This window comes from Mycobacterium sp. NGS48 (assembly GCF_059812585.1).
In genome coordinates this window covers 14,092-34,589 of record NZ_JCALCY010000015.1, presented here as the reverse complement: position 1 = coordinate 34,589, position 20,498 = coordinate 14,092, and the positions used below count along the sequence as shown (strand labels likewise).

The following is a 20,498-nucleotide window of genomic DNA, read 5'->3' as shown; positions in this document are numbered from 1 at the left end:
TGCAACTGCCGACGGGTCCACTCGGGAAACGCGTCGATAGTTGCACTTTCGCGGGAACTGTAACCTCCACACATGACCTTGAACCTGTCGTTCGACGAAGTCCTCACCACCACCCGCTCGGTGCGCAAACGCCTCGACCTAGACAAGCCGGTGCCCCGCGACGTGCTCGACGAATGCCTCGAGCTGGCGCTGCAGGCGCCTACCGGTTCCAACGCGCAGGGCTGGCAGTGGGTGTTCGTCGAGGACGCCGACAAGAAGAAGGCTCTGGCCGATATCTATCGCGCCAACGCCACCCCGTACCTCGACCAGCCGAAGCCGGAGTACGGCGACAGCCGAGACGAACGCAGACCGCATGTCTACAACTCGGCCAAATACCTCAACGAGCACTTCCACGAGGTGCCGGTGATGCTGATCCCGTGCCTGGAGGGCCGCCCGGACGGAGCGCCGGCCGGGATGAGCGCGTCCTTCTGGGGATCGCTGCTGCCCGCGGTATGGAGCCTGATGCTGGCGTTGCGCTCACGCGGCCTGGGCTCGGCGTGGACGACGCTGCACCTGCTCGGCGACGGCGAGAAGCAGGCCGCCGAACTGCTCGGCATTCCCTACGAGAAATACAGCCAGGGCGGGCTGTTCCCGATCGCCTACACCAAGGGCACCGACTTCAAACCCGCCAAGCGGTTGCCCGCCGAGACCGTCACCCACTGGAACAGCTGGTAGTCAGATTCCGCGGAACCCCTGTTGACGCCACGCCTCATACACCGCCACCGCCGCAGCGTTGGACAGGTTCAGCGACCGTCGCCCGGTCAGCATCGGAATGCGGACCGCCTCGGTGATGTGAGCGTCGGCCAGGGTGGCCGCGTCCAGCCCGGTGGGCTCCGGACCGAACATCAACACGTCGCCGGGCTGATATCCCACCTCGGTGAACAGCGTCGTCGCATGCGCAGTGAACGCGAAGACCCGCCCCGCTGACAGCGTCTGCCACGCGGCATCAAGCGACGAGTGCACGGTGACGGACGCCAGGTCGTGATAGTCCAGCCCGGCCCGGCGCAACTTGGGTTCGGACAGGTCGAAGCCCAACGGCTCGACCAAATGCAGCTCACAGCCAGTGGCGGCCGCAGTCCGGATCGCGTTACCGGTATTGGGCGCAATCCGAGGCGAGTAGAACAGCATCTTGAACACAACACGCCATCCTCCCTGTAGGTGGGTGCTTGCCAGCTGCGGACGCCCGTCCTGCTGTTGGAATAATTGCTCGTATGGTCGAGCAGAGCATCTGGATGCAGAAGGTCGCGGCTGATCCCGGGCATTCGCACTGGTATATCGAGCGTTTCCGCGCCATGGCGCGCGCCGGCGAGGATCTGGCCGGCGAGGCTCGCTTGGTGGACGCGATGGCGCCCCGCGGTGCCCGCATCCTCGATGCCGGCTGCGGTCCCGGCCGGCTGGGCGGGTATCTGGCCGCGGCCGGTCACCACGTGGTCGGCGTCGACGTCGACCCGACGCTCATCGAGGCAGCCGAGCAGGACCATCCCGGATTGCGCTGGCTCGTCGATGACCTCGCCGAGCTCGACTTGCCCGCGCGCGGCATCACCGAACCGTTCGACCTCATCGTGTCGGCGGGCAACGTCATGACGTTCCTTGCGCCAAGCACCCGAGTCCAGGTGCTGGGCCGGCTGCGCGCCCACCTGGCGGGCGACGGTCGAGCGGTGATCGGGTTCGGCGCCGGACGCGACTACGAGTTCGCGGAGTTTCTCGACCACGTCGCAGATGCCCGGTTCGCGCACGATCTGCTGCTGTCTACCTGGGATCTGCGACCGTTCACCGATAACTCCGATTTCCTCGTCGCGATCCTTCGACCGGCGTAGGCCTTTCCGATTTGCTCAGCTACCGTTTCGGCAGTCTGGCGGGCGGTGGCGAACTCTGTCTGTTCAGTAAGAATTATGGTCACCGTGGCCGCAGGCTGTCATACTCGTCGGATTGCCAGGCGTATATATCGCTCGCCCGTCTGCCTGGGACGGGTGCAATTGAGCAGGAAGTCCTATGAACGACGCGCGAACACACAGCCGTGGTTCGGGCCCCATGTTCGCCCGTCCGGCCGAAGTGGTCGAGCCGGCTGATCCAGAGACCTCCGACACGGAACTCGCAGCGTCGCAACGACCGCCGACGTGGTCCTTGCGCAATTGGCCGGTCCGCTGGAAAGTCGTCGCAATCGTCGTGGTGCCGTTGGCGCTGGCGATGGTGTTCGGTGGATTACGGATCGCCGGCGCCGTAACCGACGCCAACGATCTGCGCCGCGCCGCCGACCGCGCCGAAGTCGTTCCGGCCATCACCAAATACATGTCGGCACTCGACGTGGCGTTGCTGGCGACGTCCAATGGGGGCGACGTCGAGGGTGCCAAGAAGAACTACGAGGCGCGCAAACACGAACTGCAGGCGCGGCTGGACGACACCGACGCCGTCCCCGACGTTCGGGCCGGTGTCAACGCCATGCTGAACGGCGGCCAGGCCTTATTGGACCGGGTTGCGTCGAACACCATCGGTTTGCGAGAGCGGGTCACCACGTACGCGCCGATCCTGCTGACCGCCGAGAACGCCGTCGACGGGTCGGTACGCGTCGACAACGAGAAGATTCGGGCCGCCGCGCAGGGCCTGAGCCGCGCGATCGGGGCCCGCGGCCAGATGATGATGCAGCAGCTGCTGGTCACGCGCGGCGGAGATCTGCCCGAGCCGGAGTTGCGCACCTCGATGATCACATTGGCCGGCACCGAGCCGTCGACGCTGTTCGGGATGGCCGAGGTGCTCGGTGTCGGGTCAGCGGACGCCAAGAAGCTGCAACAGCAGATGGTGACCCGGATGGCGATCATGTCCGATCCGTCCAGCGTGCTGGTCGACAACCCGGCGCTGCTGCGTTCGATCCAGACCACCGACTCGGTTGCCGCGGAGCTGATCAGGGACACCACTGCCGCGGTGACGAAGTCGGTGGAGGATCGGGCCAACGATCGCCGCGACGCCGCGATCCGTGACACCGTGCTGGTGCTGGCCGCCATCGTGGCCGCATTGGTGATCGTGTTGCTGGTGGCGCGCTCGCTGATCCAGCCGCTGCGGGTGTTGCGCGACGGCGCGCTGAAGGTCGCCCACGAGGACCTCGAGCGTGAGATCGCCCGGGTACGGGCCGGCGACGAGCGCGCCCCCGAGCCGCTGCCGGTCTACACCACCGAGGAGATCGGGCAGGTCGCGCACGCCGTCGACGAGTTGCACACCCAAGCGCTGCTGCTGGCCGGTGACGAGGCGCGGTTACGGCTGCTGGTCAACGACATGTTCGAGACCATGTCCCGGCGCAACCGCTCCCTGGTCGACCAGCAGCTCTCACTGATCGACCGGCTGGAGCGCAACGAGGAGAATCCCGATCGCCTCGAGAGTCTGTTCCGCCTGGACCACCTTGCCGCCCGGATGCGCCGCAACGGCGCGAACCTGCTGGTGCTGGCCGGCGCGCAAGGCTCGCGGGGAGACCAGCGCGAACCGGTGCCGCTGGCGACGGTGATCAACGCGGCCACCTCCGAGGTCGAGGACTATCGCCGGGTGGAGACCCCGGCGGTGCCCGAGTGCGCCATCGCGGGTGCCGCCGCCGGCGACGTGATCCATCTGCTCGCCGAGTTGATCGACAACGCGCTGCGCTACTCACCGCCGACCGCACCGGTCCGGGTGGCGGCCGCGCGGCGCGACGACGGCGGAGTCCACCTCGAGGTCGTCGACGTTGGTCTGGGCATGACCGACGCCGACCGGCGCATCGCCAACATGCGGCTGCGCGCCGGTGGTGAGGTCACCCCCGACAATGCCCGACACATGGGTCTGTTCGTCGTTGGCCGGCTGGCCGGCCGGCACGGCATCCGGGTGCGGCTGCGCGGTCCTTCGCGCGACGACCGCCGTTCGGGCACCACCGCCGAGCTGTATCTGCCGGCATCGGTGCTGGCCGGCGCCGAGCAGCACGGCGCGCCGGCACCCGCAGTGACGCCGATGCGCGCCGCTGGGGACGCCGTCTCGGCAGGGGATTATGCCGACGCCGCCGACTTCGCCGCTGAGACTGAACCGGTGGAGCGTAACGGATCGCATTCGCCTGACTCGCCGTTCAGCCTGTTGCCGCGGCGCACCCCTGGGTCCAGCGGCATCGCTGGGGTGCCGCCCGGCCAGCCCCAACGGGACGATCCACCGTCCCGACCCGAGCGGCCGGAACCCTGGCGCGAGCCAGAGCGCCAGGAGCCGTCCGTCGAGTCGTCTGCGCCGCAATCGTTTTCGAATACCTCCTCGTTCTTCTCCTCACGAGCACGGGCTGCGGCGGAGCCCGATGTGCAGGAGTCGGATGACGACTGGCCCTCGGATGTGGCCGCCCCGCCGAGCCGCGCAACTCGGGCGGCCGACGCTCCCGAAGATCTGATCTATCAGCGGATGCTCTCCGAATGGCTGGTCGATCCGCACGAGCTGGCGCACAGCGCCGACCTGGATTGGAAGTCGGTGTGGGACCACGGCTGGTCGGTGGCCGCCGAGGCCGAGAACGTGCCCGTCCAGGACCACACCGAGCAGGGCCTGCCGGTGCGTGAACCCGGCGCACGCTTGGTGCCCGGAGCGGCCACCGAGGCGCCCCCCGACCGCGAGGACCGGGTCAACGGCGTCGCGCAGCATCGGGCCGACGACGACGACGCGGTAACATTGAACGGCGGATTCGGTTCCGGCCGGCATCAAGCTCCGGCGCGAAACCCCGAAGCGATCCGCACTTCCATCAGCAGCCACTTCGGTGGCGTGCGCGCCGGACGGTCGCACGCCCGCGAAACACCTCAAGGACCTGATCACGAATGACCAACCAGGCGTACGGCAACTCGCTGGATTGGCTGGTGTCGAACTTCGCCCGCGAAGTGCCCGGGGTGTCGCATGCGGTGCTGGTATCCGTCGACGGGCTGCTGATGGCTGCCAGTGAGCATCTGCCGACCGACCGGGCGGATCAGCTGGCGGCGGTGTCGTCGGGACTGGCCAGCCTGGCTACCGGCGCCGCGCAGCTGTTCGACGGCGGCGCGGTCCTGCAGTCGGTGGTGGAGATGCAGAACGGCTACCTGTTGCTGATGCGAGTCGGTGACGGCTCGCATCTGGCCACGCTGGCGTCGACGTCGTGTGACATCGGCCAGATCGGATACGAGATGGCCGTGCTCGTGGAACGGGTGGGCGGCGTCGTCCAGTCGTCGAGACGCGCCCAGTCCATCCAGCACTCGTGAGCCGCAATGGACAGACGCGAGCCGCCGCCGCGACCTGAGGCGAGTCTGGTCCGCCCCTACACTCTGACGGCCGGACGGACCGACACCACCGTCGATCTTCCGCTGGAAGCGCCGGTGCAGACGTTGGAGTCGGCGCTCTTCCACAGATGGCCGACCGACGACATGAGAGGAAGAATCGTCCAACTGTGCACCAAAAGCCCCTCGGTCGCCGAAATCTCGGCTCGGCTGAATCTGCCGCTGGGCGTGACGCGCGTCCTGGTCGGCGATTTGGTGACGGCGGGCTACCTTCGAGTGAGCCCGACCTTGACCGAGCGTTCGACACGCGATGAACGCCGCGAACTCATAGGAAGGACGCTGCGTGGCCTCCGAGCACTCTGAGCGGCGCGACCCGCGACGGGAAACAGTCTCGACGAAGATCGTTGTCGCGGGCGGATTCGGCGCCGGCAAGACGACGTTCGTCGGTGCGGTGTCGGAGATCATGCCGCTGCGCACCGAGGCGATGGTCACCGACGCTTCCGCCGGAGTCGACATGGTGGAGGCCACCCCGGACAAGCGGACCACCACGGTGGCCATGGACTTCGGCCGGATCACCCTGGACGCGGATCTGGTGCTCTACCTGTTCGGTACACCCGGCCAGCGCCGGTTCTGGTTCATGTGGGACGACCTGGTGCGCGGCGCCATCGGAGCGATCATCCTGGTCGACTGCCGGCGCCTGCAGGACAGCTTCGCCGCCGTCGACTTCTTCGAACACCGCAATCTGCCGTTCCTTGTTGCCGTCAACGAATTCGCCGGTGCGCCACAGTATCCGGTCGCCGAAGTACGCAAAGCACTGGCACTGGCCGCACACATCCCGATCATCAGCATCGATGCCCGTGATCGCAGGTCAGCCACCGACGCGCTGATCGCGATCAGCGAATATGCCCTGGCGAGCCTGTCGCCGACCGGCAGCTGACCGCGCAGGCGATCCTCAACGTTTGAGCCGGATGTGCCACCTGATGAAGGCGCCATAGGCGACCGACAGTGCGGCCAGCATGAACATGTCGATCACAAAGATGTGCTTCGAGGGTTGCCACCACCGGTCTTCCGTCGGAATTTGCGGGACTTTCACCAGGTGCGGAAAGTCGACCGACGACGCCCCGGCAGCGAATCCCCAGCGGGCCGGCGTCACAAAGGACAGCTGGTTCAGACCGAGCCGGCCGGTCACCGGGATCCCCATCCCGCCGCAGAGCACCAGTTGGGACATGATCGACACCACCAGCAGCGGCATGATCTGCTCGTTTGATTGCGCAACTGCCGACAGCAGCAGGCCGAGCATCGCCGAGGCGACACAAGTGGCGGCAACGGTGAGGAACAGCGACAACGTGGAGCTGCCGAAGAACGGCGGATCCGCGGTGGGCGCGCCCTTGCCGAGCCGGACGATGATCACCGCGATCCCCGCCTGGAGGGTCGCGAACACGGAGAAAACGACGACCTTTGCCAGCAGGTAGGCCGTGGTGGACAGGCCGACCGCCTGTTCTCGGCGGAAGATCGGGCGTTCGCCGATCAGGTCGCGGATCGTCAACGCGGTGCCCATGAACACCGCCCCGATACAGAGCAGCACCAGAATGTACTGCGGCTGAGTGGGCGCGAGGCCTTGCGGGTCAGCAACACCGAGTCCCGGTTTGTGCCCTTTGACGGTCAGCGTCAGCGCTCCCATCAGGAACGGCAACACCGCCAGGAACACCGTGTAGCCACGGTCGGAGATGACGAGCCGTACCTGACGTCGGGCAATCGTGGACAGCTGCCGCCATAGGTCGGTGTGGACCGGCTCACCCAAGTCACCTGGCGCCTCCTGACGCCCGCCCGCTTGGGACGGCAGCTTGTCACCTTTCCTCTCGATGAAGCGGCGGTTGGCTTCGTCGGGGTCGGCGCCCACCTTGGCGAAGATGTCGGCCCAGTTCGTGGTTCCCAACGCCGACTCGACTTGGCTGGGCGGGCCGCAGAACGCCGTCTTGCCGCCCGGCGCCACCAGCAGGATCTGGTCGCAGACGTCAAGGTAGGACACCGAGTGGGTGACCACCAGCACCGTGCGGCCGGCCTCGGCCAGCGACTGCAGCATGAGCATGACCTGACGGTCCAGCGCCGGGTCCAGCCCGGAGGTCGGCTCGTCGAGGATCAGCAGTGAGGGCTGGGTGAGCAGTTCCAGCGCCACCGAGGCGCGTTTGCGTTGGCCACCGGACAGCTTGTCCACCCGGGTGTCGCCGTGCTTGGACAGGTCGAGTTCCTCGAGCACCCCGGCGACGACCTGGGCGCGCTCCTCTTTGCTGGTGTCCGGGGGGAGTCGCAGCTCGGCGGCATAGCCCAGTGCCTGGTTGACGGTGAGTTGGCGGTGCACGACGTCGTCCTGCGGAACCATCCCGATCCGGCTACGCATCGTCGCGTACTCGCGGTGGATATCGTGTCCCTCGAAGGTGATCGTGCCCTGGCTGGGATTGGTATATCCGGCAATGAGCCGAGACAGGGTGGTCTTGCCCGCGCCGGATCCACCGATGATCGCGGTCAGCGTGCCGGGCCGCGCGGTGAACGAGACGTTGTCGATCAGTTCCTTGCCGTCGATCCTGAAGTGAACCCCGTTCACCTCCAGGCCGCCAGTCTTTGTTGCGGCCTCGGTACGCCGGACCAGCTGGCCGTCGGTGAAGACCAGGTCGATGTTGCCGATCGTGACCACGTCGCCCTCAGTCAGCACCGCCGAGCCGACCCGGACGCCGTTGACGAACGTGCCGTTGATGCTGCGGGCGTCGCGGATCTCGGTGCCCAGCGGCGACTGCACCAGGAACGCATGGTGGCGCGACGCCAGCACGTCCTGGATGACGATGTCGTTGTCGTTGGCGCGTCCGATGGTGGCCGAACCGGCCGGCTTCTCCAGCGCCGCGGCTCCCGGCAGGAAAGCCTGGAACATCTTGGTCGCCAGGTTCGCCACCTCGGGAGGCTTGCTGGCCGCCGGCGCCATCTGGGTGCGTGGTTGTGGTGGCGGCAGCGGTGGCTGCTGCCGCGGCGGCGGCGGGGCACTCGGATAACCCGCCCGCTGACCGGCGCTGTTCTGGTACATCGGCTGCGGCGGGGGACCGGGATGAGACGGGCCGGGCGGGTGTGGCCGCATCCCGGGAGACTGCGCAATGTGTGGTGCGCTGCCTCCCCGCGCCGGCTGCGGCTGCGACGGCCGCGGTGGCGGCTGAACGACTCGCATCGACGCCGTCTGTGGCGGGCGGCCGGCCATCCCGGCGTGTCGTCCGACTTCGAAGATCAGCCGCGGCCCGTCCGGATTGCCGATGTTGACCGTCTGGCCGTCGTGGATGTCGACCACCGGGACTCGGCGTCCGTTGACGAATGTTCCGTTCAACGAACCGTTGTCGATCGCCAGCCACCGGCCCTGGTCGAACCGCAGCAACAGATGCGCGCGCGAAATCAGCGGATGCGTGATGCGCATGTCGGCGCGAAGGTCGCGACCGACGACCACGTCATGGCCCGCCGCGAAAGTACGTTCGGATCCGTCGTATCGAACCGTCAGCGCGGGCGGTGCTGATTGATTCATCGAGACAACTGTAGCCGGTTGATTCACCGAACCGACTGTATGCGTTGTGGCGCCGGGCGGTGCAAGACGCGGTGCGCTGGCCCTACCCGACCGGCAATCGGTCCGGTGCGCCGGTCACTACGCAACGGGTGCGGCTGTAGATCGTCGGCATGCATTGGTTGCAGTGCGTGCATGCCGAATGCACAGCGTGCTCGTCGCGGATCCGGTTGACCAAGTCCGGCTCGGCCAGCAGCGCGCGGGCCATCGCGACGAAGTCGAATCCTTCGGACATCGCCAACTCCATCGTTTCCCGATTGGTGATGCCCCCGAGCAAGATCAGCGGCATGGACAGCTCGGCGCGGAACAGCCGGGCGTCTCGCAGCAGATACGCGTCGCGATAGGGATATTCGCGGAGGAACTTGTGACCGGTCATCCGCATCCCCCAGCGCAGCGGCGGCTTGAAGGCACCGGCGAATTCCTTGATCGGGGCGTCGCCCCGGAATAGATACATCGGGTTGACCAGTGAGCTGCCGGCAGTGAGCTCGAGCGCATCCAGCCCGCCGTCGTCCTGCAACCACGTGGCCGTGGTCAGCGCCTCTTCGAGCGTGATGCCGCCACGCACCCCGTCGGCCATGTTGAGTTTGGCGGTCACCGCGATCTGCTGATCGACGGCGCGGCGAACGGCCAGCACCAACCCGCGCGCGACCTTGGCCCGGTTCTCCAGCGATCCCCCGAACTCGTCGGCGCGGCGGTTGATCAGTGGGCTGAGAAATGAACTGGCCAAATAGTTGTGGCCCAAATGGATTTCGACGGCGTCGAATCCCGCGTCGACGGCGAGCCGGGCAGCGTTGGCGTGCGCAGCGATGACGCCGTCGATGTCGTCGCGGGTGGCCTTCTTGGCGAAGCGCATCCCGATCGGGTTGAAGAACCGTACCGGCGCCAGCGCACGGGCCTTGTTGGAGCGAGCGTCGGCCACCGGGCCGGCGTGCCCGATCTGTGCGCTCACCGCGGCACCCTCGGCGTGCACGGTCTCGGTGAGCCGGCGCAACCCGGCGAGGGCCTCCGGGCGCATCCAGATCTGGTTGCCGCCGGTGCGACCGCCGGGGGAGACCGCGCAGTAGGCCACCGTCGTCATGCCGACCCCGCCGGCCGCCGGCAACCGGTGGTATTCGATCAGATCGTCGGTCACCAGCGCGTCGGGTGTGCGGGACTCGAACGTCGCCGCTTTGATGATGCGGTTACGCAGTGTCAGCGGACCGAGTTTGGCGGGGGCGAACACGTCCGGGGCGGGCATACCGGCAGCTTAACGCGGGCTCCGCCGAGCATGAAACACTGTCAGGCGTGGCTGCGAACATACTGGACGGCAAAGCAACACGCGACGAAATCTTCGTCGACCTCAAGCAGCGGGTGGCCGCACTGACGGCCGCGGGACGCACCCCCGGCTTGGGCACCATCCTGGTCGGCGACGATCCCGGCTCGCAGGCTTACGTGCGGGGCAAGCATTCCGACTGTGCCAAGGTCGGCATCACCTCGATCCGCCGTGACCTGCCCGCTGATGTCAGCCAGGCCAAGCTCGACGAGACGATCGATGAGCTCAACGCCAACCCCGAATGCACCGGCTACATCGTGCAATTGCCGCTGCCCAAGCACTTGGACGAGAACGCCGCATTGGAGCGGGTCGGCCCCGATAAGGACGCCGACGGGCTGCACCCCACCAACCTGGGCCGCCTCGTGCTCAACACACCAGGGCCGCTGCCATGTACGCCGCGTGGCATCGTGCATCTGCTCCGGCGCTACGACGTGCCGATCGCCGGCGCGCACGTGGTCGTGATCGGCCGCGGTGTGACCGTCGGCCGGCCGTTGGGCCTGCTGCTGACCCGGCGCTCGGAAAATGCCACAGTAACGTTGTGCCACACCGCGACTCGTGACCTGGCCGGGCTGACCCGACAGGCGGACATCATCGTGGCCGGCGTCGGCGTGCCGCATCTGCTGACCGCCGACATGGTGCGACCGGGCGCCGCCGTCATCGACGTCGGGGTCAGCCGCACCGACGACGGGCTGGTCGGCGACGTGGCACCGGATGTGTGGGAGGTCGCCGGTCACGTGTCGCCGAATCCCGGTGGCGTCGGCCCGCTGACCAGGGCTTTCCTGCTGACCAACGTCGTCGAATTGGCCGAGGCTGCGTCGTGAGCGTGTCGGACCGGACCCGCATGATCTTCGCCGCCCAGTGGCCGATCGTGCTGGTCGTGCTGATCTTCGTCGTCGCGTTCGCGCTGGCCGCCGCCAACTTCTGGCGTCGCGGCGCACTGCTGATCGGCATCGGTGTGGGAGCGGCGGCGGTGCTGCGACTAGTGCTGTCCGAGGACCGCGCCGGGCTTTTGGTGGTGCGCAGCAAGGGAACTGACTTTGCCACCACGGCGGTGGTGGCGACCGCGATGGTCTACATCGCGTCGACGATCGACCCGCTGGGGACAGGTTAGAGAGCCGGCATCCCCGGCAGCTGCGGCAAGTTCGGCATGTTGCCGTCAGCCAGCGACGCCATCATCGACGGGCAGTACATCGATATCGCGATGCTGGTGAACAACTGCGCCATGCCCGGCGACATGCCGTTGTTGCCGACCACGTTCGACGCCGCAGAGGCGAACGTTCCGCCCGGCTGAGCCAGCATGGGGCAGATGGACTGACCGAGCTCAGCTGTGCTGCCGGGATCTCCGTAATTGACGCCCGCGCCGTTGAGCGCGGAAAGGAAGCTGTCATCGATCGAGTCGGCCTGTGCCGGCGCCGCCAACGCCGCAGCGGCGATCAGCCCGGTGGATATCGCTAGCGCGATTCTGTTGCGACAGCTGTTCAATGCCGGCATGTTCCGCTCCTCACTCAAGTCGCTCCCAGGAACAGTGGGCTACGACAGTCACATTCACGACGCGATGAGGTCAAGGTTTGAACACTATGCGTCTGTTGGGGGCTCGAGTTCGAGCGCGGCCGCGACGATCGGCTTCGCCCAGTCGGGCGTTGACGCCAGGTCGTCGGGACCGATGATACGTCCCTGCTTGACATGCAGCACAAGCCGCGGCTGCGGTGCTTGCCCGGCGGCCGGGTCGGCTTGCGTCGAGTTGTCGTAGACGCGCAACTCAGTGAGCGTGGGCAGCAGACGCACCAGGTTGAGTCGGCTGTGCCGGTAGCGCCGCCGGATGTCGGCGTCGGGAATGTCGTGGCCGCCGCCACGAACTCGCTGCCGGACCCGCTCGACGTGCGCGTCGGCGCTGGACAGCCCGACGTAGAAGACACGTACCTCGATTCCCTGCGACGCGGCGTCGGCGATCAGCCGGGCCATCGTGTTCCCGCCCAGTGTGGTCTCGATCGCGAAATCGAGGTGTTCCCGAATCACCCTCTCCAGCAAGCGTTTTCCCTGCTGCCACGCAAGCGAGTTGGCGCTGGCTTGGTCCAGGCTCGAGTCCGCCGCCCGCACTGCGCGCGCCGCCTCGTCGGGATTGAAGTAGTCCGCTCCGGCGGCGCGTATTGCCGCACCGCCGATACTGCTCTTACCCGCGCCGTTGACACCCGCGAGCACGTACAACCGAGCCGGCGGCGCACCGTCGTTGCTGGCCACTCGGTGATTAGTGCCGCGGCTTTTCGCGGGCGGCCCGCACCGCGGCGCGGCCCAGCTGCGCAGGCGAGGCGTCGAATGCGGCCGCGATCGCCGCCTTGCTCTGCGGCCGCTGCATACGGTCGAGCAAGTCGTCGAAACGGTCGCTCAACTCATCGAGGGCGGGCTCGTGCGAGCGGGTCAGTGCTTCGAATTCAGCCACCGACAACAGCACCGCCTTGGGCGTGTTGTGCTTAGTGATCGCAACGGCACCGGAGAGCGCGGCTTCCTCGAAGACAGCTCCGAACTGATTCTTGAACCGGGTGGCCGCGACCGTCGGCAAATCGACCAGTTTGCCGTCACGATTACGGAAGGTCAGGGTGGTCATGGCGCCTCCCTTTCGTTCGTAGGCCCGAGTCTAGCCAATACAGCCATTATAGCCAATTTGGCTAGTTAGCCCGACACGTCGTTCAGGTCGACGAATATCGCTCTTTCGTCGCCGACAATTCGGAGATGACACCTTCCAGGCCGTGCCGTGCCGCGTGAGATCTCGCGGCAGACGTTTCTGCGAGGTGCGGTCGGAGCGTTAGCCGCCGGCGCAGTCTTCGGATCGGGTCGAGTCGGCTCGGTCCGGGCCGGTGCAGAGCCGGCCGCCTCGGGCTGGGAGGGCCTTGCCAGCGCACTCGGCGGACACGTGCTCACACCCGGTGACGGTGGCCAATTCGCAACGGCCAAGCAGGTATTCAATACCAACTACAACGGCTCGACGCCGGCGGCCATCGTCACACCGACGACGGCGGCAGATGTGCAAAAGGCGATGGCATTCGCCACCGCCCACAACCTCAAGGTCGCTCCGCGCAGTGGCGGGCACTCGTATGTGGGCGCCTCCACGGCCAACGGGACCATGGTGCTGGACCTGCGTCAACTGCCCGGGGGAATCAATTACGACGCCGCCACCGGGCAGGTCACCGTCGCGCCGGCGACCAGTCTGTACGCGCTGCATGAGGCGCTGGCCGCAGCGGGCCGCGGGATCGCGACGGGCACCTGCCCGTCGGTCGGCACCGCCGGGCATGCCCTGGGCGGCGGGCTGGGCGCTCAATCGCGCCACGCGGGATTGATGTGTGACGCGTTGACCTCGGCGTCGGTGGTGCTGCCCAGCGGTGAGGCGGTCACCGCGTCTGCCGCCAACCACCCCGATCTGTTCTGGGCGTTGCGGGGCGGCGGTGGCGGCAACTTCGGGGTGACAACCTCGCTGACCTTCGCCACGTTCCCCACGGGCGACGTCGACGCGGTGAACCTCACTTTTCCGCCGCAGGCATTCGCACAGGTTCTGCTCGGTTGGCAGAAATGGCTGAGTACGGCCGATCGCAGCAGTTGGGCACTGGCCGACAGCACCACCGACGCGATGGGTACGCACTGTCGCATCCTCGCGACCTGCCCGGCCGGGTCGGGCAGCAGTGTCGCCGCCGCGATCACGTCAGCTGTCGGAGTACAACCGACCGGTACCGAGAACCACACGTTCAACTATCTGGACCTGGTGCGGTATCTGGCCGTCGGGAACCTCAACCCGTCGCCGCTCGGATATGTCGGCGGATCCGACGTCTTCCCGACCATCAACGCCGGGGCCGCTCAGGGGATCGCCGCGGCGGTGGACGCCTTTCCGCGTGGGGCGGGCCGCATCTTGGCGATCATGCACGCGCTCGACGGGGCGCTCGCCACCGTGGCGCCGGGAGCTACCGCCTTCCCGTGGCGCCGGCAGTCCGCGCTGGTGCAGTGGTACGTCGAAACATCCGGTTCCCCGTCGGCTGCCACCAGCTGGCTGGCCACGGCACACCAAGCGGTGCAATCGTATTCGGTCGGCGGCTACGTGAACTACATCGAGGTGGGCCAACCGCCGTCGCGCTATTTCGGCCCGAACCTGCCCCAGCTAAGCGCCGTACGGCAAAAATACGATCCCAACCGAATTATGTTCTCGGGCTTGAATTTCTGAACCCTCGAACGTCGACTCGTTGTGCCGCAAACCGCGAATTCGCCCAACAACTCGACGCTCGGCGCACGTTCAGGACAGCGTGGCGCGTACGCAGACCGTCACGTACGGCAGCGCGAGGCCACTTGCGCTCGCCAGCGCGGGATGCGTGGCCAGCAATTCGCGTACCTCATCGAGCGTCTTGCTGCGCACCTCGGTCGGCGAGGTGATGCAGTAGCTGCGAGACGCCACCAGGTCGATAAGAGCTTGCGGCGTCAGGTAACTCGTCCACTCGACCTGATGACGCTGCAAGTCCGTGAAGGGCCCGGGCAACGTCACCTTGTCGCGGACCGGGTCGCCGTCGCGTCCGATGATGCGACCCAGCTCGCGCACCCAGCCGAGCCGCTCGTCGCGGGTGTTCCACACCAGGGCCAGTCGCCCGCCGGGTCGCAGCACCCGGGCCACTTCCGGAATCGCTCGTGCCGGGTCGAACCAATGCCACGCCTGGGCGACTAGCACCGCGTCAACGCTGTTGTCCGCCAGCGGAATCTCTTCGGCCGTACCCAGCAATGCCGGGGTGTCCGGCAACGAGTTGCGCAGCACCTCCAACATTTCAGCGATCGGATCCACCGCCACCACGGCCAAGCCGCGCTCAACCAGCCGAGTGGTCAGTTTGCCGGTCCCCGCGCCAAGGTCGAGCACATCACGGGCCTCAGCCGGCAGCAGCCAGTCGATGGCCTCCGGCGGATAGGACGGACGGCCCCGCTCGTAGGCGGCCGCTTCGGCGCCGAACGACAGCGAACGGGCTTGCCCGGAGCGGGTCACCGCCGGCGCACACCTTCGCCGGCAGCGATATCCAGCGTCCGTCGCACCAATTCGCCGACGGCTTCGGATTCCACCAAAAAGCCGTCGTGTCCGTAGATCGAGTCGATGACCTCTAGCCCATTGCATCCCGGCATCAGGGCGGCCAGTTCTTCCTGGAGCCGTAGTGGGAAGAGCCGGTCGGAAGTAATTCCCCCGATCACTACCGGCACCGGACAGCCGCGCAGTGCCTCGGCGACCCCACCGCGGTTGCGGCCGACGTCGTGTCCAATCATCGCGTGGGTCAAGGCCACGTAGCTCCCGGCGTCGAATCGGGCGACCAACTTGCTGCTCTGATACTCCAAATAGCCTTGCACGGAGTAACGACCGCCCGTCGCCGGATCTTCGCCGCTCTGAGCGTCATTGGCGAAGCGGGTGTCCAACTCGAGCTCGCCCCGGAAAGCCAGGTGCGCAAATTGGCGGGCGATCGCCAGTCCGACGTCGGGTGTGCGGCCGGTGCCGTAATAGTCACCGCCCTGCCAGTTCGGGTCGGCCTCGATCGCTGCGAGTTGGCTGACCTGGGTGCCTATCTCGTCGGCAGTGCTACGCGCACCCACCGCCAATAGCAACGCGGACGCAACCTCGTCGGGGTGGCCGATAATCCATTCCAGCGCCCGTGCGCCGCCCATCGATCCGCCGACGACGGCGGCAACTTTGGTGATGCCCAATGCGGCCAACGCCGCGATGTCTGCCTCCACCTGATCGCGAATCGTGACACGCGGAAACCGTGAGCCCCAGGGTTTTCCGTCGCGAGCCAGTGAGCTGGGCCCGGTTGAGCCGCGGCAGCCGCCCAGCACGTTGGTGGACAGTGCGCACCAACGATTGGTGTCGATCGGCGCACCCGGCCCGGCGACACCGTCCCACCAGCCCGGCGTAGGCTGCCCGGGCCCGGCGGGGCCGGTGATGTGCGAATCGCCGGTGAGTGCGTGCAACACCACCACGACGTTGTCGCGTGTCGGCGACAGCTCTCCCCACCGCTGCACGGCGATCTGAACGTCGTCGAGCACCACGCCGCTTTCCAGCGTCAGCGAACCGATGTCAACGACGCCGAGCTCCCCTTCGGCGGGAAGCGCTTGAGTTGGCACGTCGAAGATTGTCACCCAAACCTCCTCAGAATGCCGCCACCGCGTGCGGGTCGCCCGCGTCGGCGGCACCGAATTTGCGAGCCGCAGCGAAGCCGAGTTGCAAGTCGGCCAGGATGTCGTCGATACCCTCGATCCCGACGGCCAACCGCACCAGCCCCGGGCTGACGCCGCTCGACAGCTGCTCGTCGGGACTGAGTTGGGAGTGGGTCGTCGATGCCGGATGGATCACCAGCGAACGCACATCCCCGATATTGGCGACGTGGCTGTGCAGTTGCAGCGCATTGACAAACGCCTTGCCTGCCTCGACGCCGCCGGCCAACTCGAAGGCCAGCACTGCGCCGGTTCCTCTGGGCGCCAGCTTCTGTCCCAGCTCGTACCACGGCGAGCTCGGCAGCCCGGCGTAGTTGACCGACACCACGTCGTCATGACCGGCCAAAAACTCTGCGACCCGCTTGGCGTTGGCGACGTGACGCTCCATGCGCAGACTCAAGGTTTCCAGTCCCTGCGCGACCAGGAAAGCGTTGAACGGCGAGGCCGCAGAACCGTAGTCGCGCAGCAGTTGTACCCGAGCTTTGAGCGCGAACGCGGGCGGTCCCAATTCCGCGTACACCACGCCGTGGTAGCTGGGATCGGGCGTGGTGAAGTCGGGAAAACGGCCGCCCGTCCAATCGAAGGTGCCACCGTCGACGATGACCCCGGCGATCGCGGCGCCATGCCCACCCAGGTACTTGGTGGCCGAATGCACCACGATGTCGGCGCCCTGGGCGATCGGCTGGATCAGGTAAGGGGTGGCGACGGTGTTGTCGACGATCAGCGGCAGCCCGTTCTGGTGGGCAATAGCGGCCACGCCCGGGGTATCCAGCACGTCGATCTGCGGGTTGGAGATCGTCTCGGCGAAGAACGCCTTGGTGTTGGGCCGGATCGCCGAACGCCAGGACTCCAGGTTGTCGGGTTCGTCGATGAAGGTGACCTCGACGCCGATCTTGGCGAGCGAATAGTGGAACAGGTTGTAGGTGCCGCCGTAGAGCCGCGGACTGGAGACGATGTGGTCACCGGCGCCGGCCAGGTTCAGCAGCGCGAACGTCGACGCCGCTTGACCGGAGGCCAGGAACAGTGCGGCCACCCCGCCTTCGAGCGCGGCGATGCGCTGCTCGACGACGTCGGCGGTCGGGTTCATGATCCGGGTGTAGATGTTTCCCGGGACCTCCAGCCCGAACAGCGCCGCCGCGTGTGCGGTGTCGTCGAAGGTGAAGGAGGTGGTCTGGTAGATCGGCAGGGCGCGTGCATGGGTGGTGGGGTCCGGCCGCTGCCCGACATGGACTTGTTTGGTCTCGAACGACCAATGCGCGGTCGGATCGTTGTCGTCGTTCTCGTCAGCGCTCATCTGCATGCTTTCTGTCAACGGCTTGCTTGCTTGGGGGCGGTTGCTCGTCGGCGCCCGAGACGCCATCCGGAGAAGACGTCAACCGGCAGCCATTCGGTCAGCAACTGTGAGTCACGATGGGCCAGCCCCAATAGGCGTGCATCAGGTTTCCCTGTCTACTCGGGGGGCCCGTCACGGCGGACCCGCGCTTGCCGCGTAGCCGGTTGTGGCTACTCAACCTGGTCATCACCCGGGGCACCCCACCGCGGTTGGAGGGTTGCCGGCCAGCAAGCCGGGGCTTGAACGCTGGCACTCATGACCGACCTGAAGCTTATCGCACGTCGGCGAGAGGCCGCCACCTGACTCGCCGACGATGCAGACCGCCCCTTTAGGGCTGTCGATTAGCGGGTACGCGATACTGGCAGCCACCGTGACAACGCCGATCCGTTGACAATCTGACCTGAGACGCCGGGAGACAGACCGTGTGCGCCGAACAGCCGACCATCATCTACACGCTGACCGACGAGGCGCCGTTGTTGGCGACGTATGCCTTTTTGCCGATCGTGCGCGCGTTTGCCGAACCGGCGGGCATCAAGATCGAAGCCAGTGACATCTCGGTGGCGGCACGCATCTTGGCCGAGTTCCCCGATTACCTCACCGAAGAGCAGCGCGTGTCCGACAACCTCGCCGAACTCGGCCGGCTGACGCAGCTACCCGACACCACCATCATCAAGCTGCCGAACATCAGCGCCTCGGTGCCGCAACTGGTGGCCGCGATCAAAGAGCTGCAGGGTAAGGGATTCAAGGTTCCGGATTACCCGGAGAATCCGAAAATCGATCGGGAAAGGGAGCTGAAAAAGCGTTACGCCAAGGTCTTGGGCAGTGCGGTGAATCCGGTGCTGCGGGAAGGTAACTCGGATCGCCGTGCGCCCAAGGCGGTCAAGGAATTCGCGCGTAAGCACCCGCACAGCATGGGCGAGTGGTCGATGGCATCGCGCACTCACGTGGCGACCATGCGCCACGGCGACTTCTATCACGGCGAGAAGTCGATGACGCTGGACCGTGCGCGCGACGTGAAGATGGAGCTGGTGACCAACAGCGGCGAGACGATCGTGCTCAAGCCGAAGGTGTCACTGGCCGAGGGCGACATCATCGACAGCATGTTCATGAGCGTCAGAGCTCTGCGCGAGTTCTACGAGGAACAGATGGAGGATGCGCGCAAGACCGGCGTGATGTTCTCCCTGCATGTCAAGGCGACGATGATGAAGGTCAGCCACCCCATCGTGTTCGGCCATGCGGTCAAGGTCTTCTACTCCGACGCGTTCGCCAAGCATCAGAAGCTGTTCGACGAGCTGGGTGTCAACGTCAACAACGGCCTGGTTGACCTCTACAACAAGATCGAGTCGCTGCCCGCGTCGCAGCACGACGAAATCATTCGCGACCTGCACGCCTGCCACGAGCACCGGCCGGAGTTGGCCATGGTCGACTCGGCCAAGGGAATCTCGAACTTCCACTCACCCAGCGACGTGATCGTGGACGCCTCGATGCCGGCGATGATTCGCGCCGGCGGCAAGATGTACGGCGCCGACGGACGGCAAAAGGACACCAAGGCGGTCAACCCCGAGTCCACGTTCGCCCGTATCTACCAGGAGATCATCAACTTCTGTAAGACCAACGGCGCTTTCGATCCGGCGACGATGGGCACCGTTCCCAATGTCGGTCTGATGGCGCAGCAGGCCGAGGAATACGGGTCGCACGACAAGACATTCGAGCTATCCCAAGGCGGCGTCGCCAATATCGTGGACCTCGCCACCGGCGAAGTACTGCTGTCGCAGAACGTGGAAGCCGGCGACATCTGGCGGATGCCGATCGTGCGGGACGCGCCGATCCGCGACTGGGTGAAACTGGCCGTCACCCGTGCCCGTAACTCCGGCATGCCGGTGCTGTTTTGGCTGGACCCCTACCGGCCACACGAAAACGAACTGATCAAAAAGGTCAGGACGTATCTGAAGGATCACGACACCGAGGGCCTCGACATTCAGATCATGTCGCAGGTTCGTTCCATGCGGTACACCCTGGAACGGCTGATTCGCGGGCTGGACACCATCGCCGCGACCGGCAACATCCTGCGCGACTACCTGACCGACCTGTTTCCGATCCTGGAGTTGGGTACCAGCGCCAAGATGCTGTCCATCGTCCCGCTGATGGCCGGCGGCGGAATGTACGAAACCGGAGCGGGCGGGTCGGCGCCCAAGCACGTCAAGCAACTGGTGGAGGAGAATCACCTGCGCTGGGATTCGCTGGGCGAGTTCCTGGCACTGGGCGCCAGCCTGGAGGATATGGGCGCCAAGATCGGTAACGAGCGCGCCGAGATTCTGGGCAAGGCGCTGGATGCCGCGATCGGAAAGCTGCTGGACAACAACAAGAGCCCGTCGCGCAAGACCGGTGAGCTCGACAACCGCGGCAGCCAGTTCTACCTGGCCATGTACTGGGCGCAAGAGTTGGCGGCCCAGAACGATGACGAGGATCTGCGGAAGCACTTCACCGCACTGGCCGATGCCCTGAAGGAAAACGAAGACGTCATCATTGCCGAACTGGCCGAGGCGCAGGGCGAGGCGGTCGACATCGGCGGCTACTACGCGCCGGATCGCGACAAGACGACCGCGGTGATGCGCCCGAGTAAAACACTCAACGCCGCACTCGACGCCCAGGTCACGACCGCCTGAATCCAGATTGTTCAGAACAGTCCGGTCCGGGGCACCCCTTGTAGTGTTGGGTCGAGAGTGGTTGCTCACCCGCAGGCTCACCAGGTTGCCCACAAGGCGGCGTTAATCGTCG

The 20,498-nt window shown here is 66.4% G+C and carries 19 protein-coding genes and 1 riboswitch; of the genes, 10 read left to right on the top strand and 9 right to left on the bottom strand.

Features of this window, described 5'->3' with window-relative positions; genetic code table 11:
* Positions 1–72 precede the first annotated feature (72 nt).
* Positions 73–714: a nitroreductase family protein gene (locus AC5Y42_RS19935; RefSeq protein ID WP_499900299.1), complete on the top strand. Its 642-nt coding sequence runs from the start codon at positions 73–75 to the stop codon at positions 712–714.
* Here the strand turns inward: AC5Y42_RS19935 and AC5Y42_RS19930 are convergent, their stop codons facing one another.
* Positions 715–1,176, bottom strand: a complete 462-nt coding sequence (locus AC5Y42_RS19930) for a tRNA (cytidine(34)-2'-O)-methyltransferase (protein ID WP_499900298.1) — start codon at positions 1,174–1,176, stop codon at positions 715–717. It lies immediately after the preceding gene.
* Between the two features lie 74 nt (positions 1,177–1,250).
* Between AC5Y42_RS19930 and AC5Y42_RS19925 the strand changes: the two genes are divergently transcribed.
* The 5 genes from AC5Y42_RS19925 (at position 1,251) to AC5Y42_RS19905 (ending at position 6,204) form a co-directional block, all read left to right on the top strand.
* Positions 1,251–1,856, top strand: a complete 606-nt coding sequence (locus AC5Y42_RS19925) for a class I SAM-dependent methyltransferase (RefSeq protein ID WP_499900297.1) — start codon at positions 1,251–1,253, stop codon at positions 1,854–1,856.
* Between the two features lie 214 nt (positions 1,857–2,070).
* Positions 2,071–4,842 carry a sensor histidine kinase gene (locus AC5Y42_RS19920; RefSeq protein WP_499900296.1) on the top strand — a complete coding sequence of 924 codons (2,772 nt, stop codon included), beginning with the start codon at positions 2,071–2,073 and terminating at the stop codon, positions 4,840–4,842.
* Positions 4,839–5,252 carry a roadblock/LC7 domain-containing protein gene (locus AC5Y42_RS19915; protein WP_499900295.1) on the top strand — a complete coding sequence of 138 codons (414 nt, stop codon included), beginning with the start codon at positions 4,839–4,841 and terminating at the stop codon, positions 5,250–5,252. The genes AC5Y42_RS19920 and AC5Y42_RS19915 overlap by 4 nt, the downstream gene beginning before the upstream one ends.
* Before the next feature lie 6 nt (positions 5,253–5,258).
* Entirely contained in the window at positions 5,259–5,630 is a 372-nt protein-coding gene (locus tag AC5Y42_RS19910; RefSeq protein ID WP_499900294.1) for a DUF742 domain-containing protein, read from the top strand.
* Positions 5,611–6,204, top strand: coding sequence for a GTP-binding protein (locus AC5Y42_RS19905; RefSeq protein ID WP_499900293.1), 594 nt, complete (start codon positions 5,611–5,613; stop codon positions 6,202–6,204). The genes AC5Y42_RS19910 and AC5Y42_RS19905 overlap by 20 nt, the downstream gene beginning before the upstream one ends.
* A gap of 15 nt (positions 6,205–6,219) precedes the next feature.
* On the opposite strand, the gene AC5Y42_RS19900 is transcribed toward AC5Y42_RS19905, so the two are convergent.
* Complete coding sequence (locus AC5Y42_RS19900; RefSeq protein WP_499900292.1) at positions 6,220–8,823, bottom strand: ATP-binding cassette domain-containing protein; 2,604 nt, start codon at positions 8,821–8,823, stop codon at positions 6,220–6,222.
* An 82-nt stretch (positions 8,824–8,905) separates the two neighbouring features.
* Positions 8,906–10,096, bottom strand: a complete 1,191-nt coding sequence (locus AC5Y42_RS19895) for an NADH:flavin oxidoreductase (RefSeq protein ID WP_499900291.1) — start codon at positions 10,094–10,096, stop codon at positions 8,906–8,908.
* Positions 10,097–10,143: 47 nt separating this feature from the next.
* On the opposite strand from AC5Y42_RS19895, the gene AC5Y42_RS19890 reads away from it, so the two are divergent.
* Both AC5Y42_RS19890 and AC5Y42_RS19885 read left to right on the top strand, forming a co-directional pair.
* The gene (locus AC5Y42_RS19890; protein ID WP_499900290.1) at positions 10,144–10,992 is read left to right on the top strand and encodes a bifunctional methylenetetrahydrofolate dehydrogenase/methenyltetrahydrofolate cyclohydrolase; all 849 of its coding nucleotides are present in this window, start codon (positions 10,144–10,146) and stop codon (positions 10,990–10,992) included.
* A complete protein-coding gene (locus tag AC5Y42_RS19885) occupies positions 10,989–11,282 on the top strand; it encodes a DUF3017 domain-containing protein (RefSeq protein ID WP_499888081.1) in 294 nt (97 codons plus the stop codon). Before AC5Y42_RS19890 ends, AC5Y42_RS19885 begins: the two co-directional genes overlap by 4 nt.
* On the opposite strand, the gene AC5Y42_RS19880 is transcribed toward AC5Y42_RS19885, so the two are convergent.
* The 3 genes from AC5Y42_RS19880 to AC5Y42_RS19870 all read right to left on the bottom strand — a co-directional run bounded on the left by AC5Y42_RS19880 (position 11,279) and on the right by AC5Y42_RS19870 (position 12,773).
* Positions 11,279–11,662, bottom strand: a complete 384-nt coding sequence (locus AC5Y42_RS19880; RefSeq protein WP_499900289.1) for a DUF732 domain-containing protein — start codon at positions 11,660–11,662, stop codon at positions 11,279–11,281. The genes AC5Y42_RS19885 and AC5Y42_RS19880 overlap by 4 nt on opposite strands.
* Positions 11,663–11,746: 84 nt before the next feature.
* Positions 11,747–12,409, bottom strand: a complete 663-nt coding sequence (locus tag AC5Y42_RS19875) for an ATPase (RefSeq protein ID WP_499900288.1) — start codon at positions 12,407–12,409, stop codon at positions 11,747–11,749.
* 7 nt (positions 12,410–12,416) lie between these two features.
* The gene (locus tag AC5Y42_RS19870) at positions 12,417–12,773 is read right to left on the bottom strand and encodes a type II toxin-antitoxin system prevent-host-death family antitoxin (protein ID WP_499900287.1); all 357 of its coding nucleotides are present in this window, start codon (positions 12,771–12,773) and stop codon (positions 12,417–12,419) included.
* A 147-nt stretch (positions 12,774–12,920) separates the two neighbouring features.
* Between AC5Y42_RS19870 and AC5Y42_RS19865 the strand changes: the two genes are divergently transcribed.
* Positions 12,921–14,375, top strand: a complete 1,455-nt coding sequence (locus tag AC5Y42_RS19865) for an FAD-binding oxidoreductase (protein WP_499900286.1) — start codon at positions 12,921–12,923, stop codon at positions 14,373–14,375.
* A gap of 69 nt (positions 14,376–14,444) precedes the next feature.
* On the opposite strand, the gene AC5Y42_RS19860 is transcribed toward AC5Y42_RS19865, so the two are convergent.
* The 3 genes from AC5Y42_RS19860 to AC5Y42_RS19850 are packed head-to-tail and all read right to left on the bottom strand — an operon-like array spanning position 14,445 to position 17,681.
* A complete protein-coding gene (locus tag AC5Y42_RS19860; RefSeq protein ID WP_499900285.1) occupies positions 14,445–15,176 on the bottom strand; it encodes a class I SAM-dependent methyltransferase in 732 nt (243 codons plus the stop codon).
* A complete protein-coding gene (metX, locus tag AC5Y42_RS19855; protein WP_499900284.1) occupies positions 15,173–16,312 on the bottom strand; it encodes a homoserine O-acetyltransferase MetX in 1,140 nt (379 codons plus the stop codon). Before metX ends, AC5Y42_RS19860 begins: the two co-directional genes overlap by 4 nt.
* A gap of 10 nt (positions 16,313–16,322) precedes the next feature.
* Positions 16,323–17,681, bottom strand: coding sequence for a bifunctional o-acetylhomoserine/o-acetylserine sulfhydrylase (locus AC5Y42_RS19850; protein ID WP_499900283.1), 1,359 nt, complete (start codon positions 17,679–17,681; stop codon positions 16,323–16,325).
* Positions 17,682–17,860: 179 nt separating this feature from the next.
* Positions 17,861–17,981: riboswitch (SAM riboswitch) on the bottom strand.
* A 161-nt stretch (positions 17,982–18,142) separates the two neighbouring features.
* Here AC5Y42_RS19850 and AC5Y42_RS19845 point away from each other — a divergent pair.
* Positions 18,143–20,386: an NADP-dependent isocitrate dehydrogenase gene (locus tag AC5Y42_RS19845; RefSeq protein WP_499900282.1), complete on the top strand. Its 2,244-nt coding sequence runs from the start codon at positions 18,143–18,145 to the stop codon at positions 20,384–20,386.
* The last annotated feature ends 112 nt before the right edge of the window (positions 20,387–20,498 follow it).

What these genes read in the sequence shown, in the direction of transcription:
- AC5Y42_RS19920 (WP_499900296.1), top strand. Translation starts at nt 2,071, where the DNA reads ATGTTCGCCCGTCCGGCCGAAGTGGTCGAGCCGGCTGATCCAGAGACC.
- AC5Y42_RS19900 (WP_499900292.1), bottom strand. Translation starts at nt 8,823, where the DNA reads ATGAATCAATCAGCACCGCCCGCGCTGACGGTTCGATACGACGGATCC.
- AC5Y42_RS19880 (WP_499900289.1), bottom strand. Translation starts at nt 11,662, where the DNA reads ATGCCGGCATTGAACAGCTGTCGCAACAGAATCGCGCTAGCGATATCC.
- AC5Y42_RS19925 (WP_499900297.1), top strand. Translation starts at nt 1,251, where the DNA reads ATGGTCGAGCAGAGCATCTGGATGCAGAAGGTCGCGGCTGATCCCGGG.
- AC5Y42_RS19915 (WP_499900295.1), top strand. Translation starts at nt 4,839, where the DNA reads ATGACCAACCAGGCGTACGGCAACTCGCTGGATTGGCTGGTGTCGAAC.
- AC5Y42_RS19910 (WP_499900294.1), top strand. Translation starts at nt 5,259, where the DNA reads ATGGACAGACGCGAGCCGCCGCCGCGACCTGAGGCGAGTCTGGTCCGC.
- AC5Y42_RS19870 (WP_499900287.1), bottom strand. Translation starts at nt 12,773, where the DNA reads ATGACCACCCTGACCTTCCGTAATCGTGACGGCAAACTGGTCGATTTG.
- AC5Y42_RS19935 (WP_499900299.1), top strand. Translation starts at nt 73, where the DNA reads ATGACCTTGAACCTGTCGTTCGACGAAGTCCTCACCACCACCCGCTCG.
- AC5Y42_RS19895 (WP_499900291.1), bottom strand. Translation starts at nt 10,096, where the DNA reads ATGCCCGCCCCGGACGTGTTCGCCCCCGCCAAACTCGGTCCGCTGACA.
- AC5Y42_RS19850 (WP_499900283.1), bottom strand. Translation starts at nt 17,681, where the DNA reads ATGAGCGCTGACGAGAACGACGACAACGATCCGACCGCGCATTGGTCG.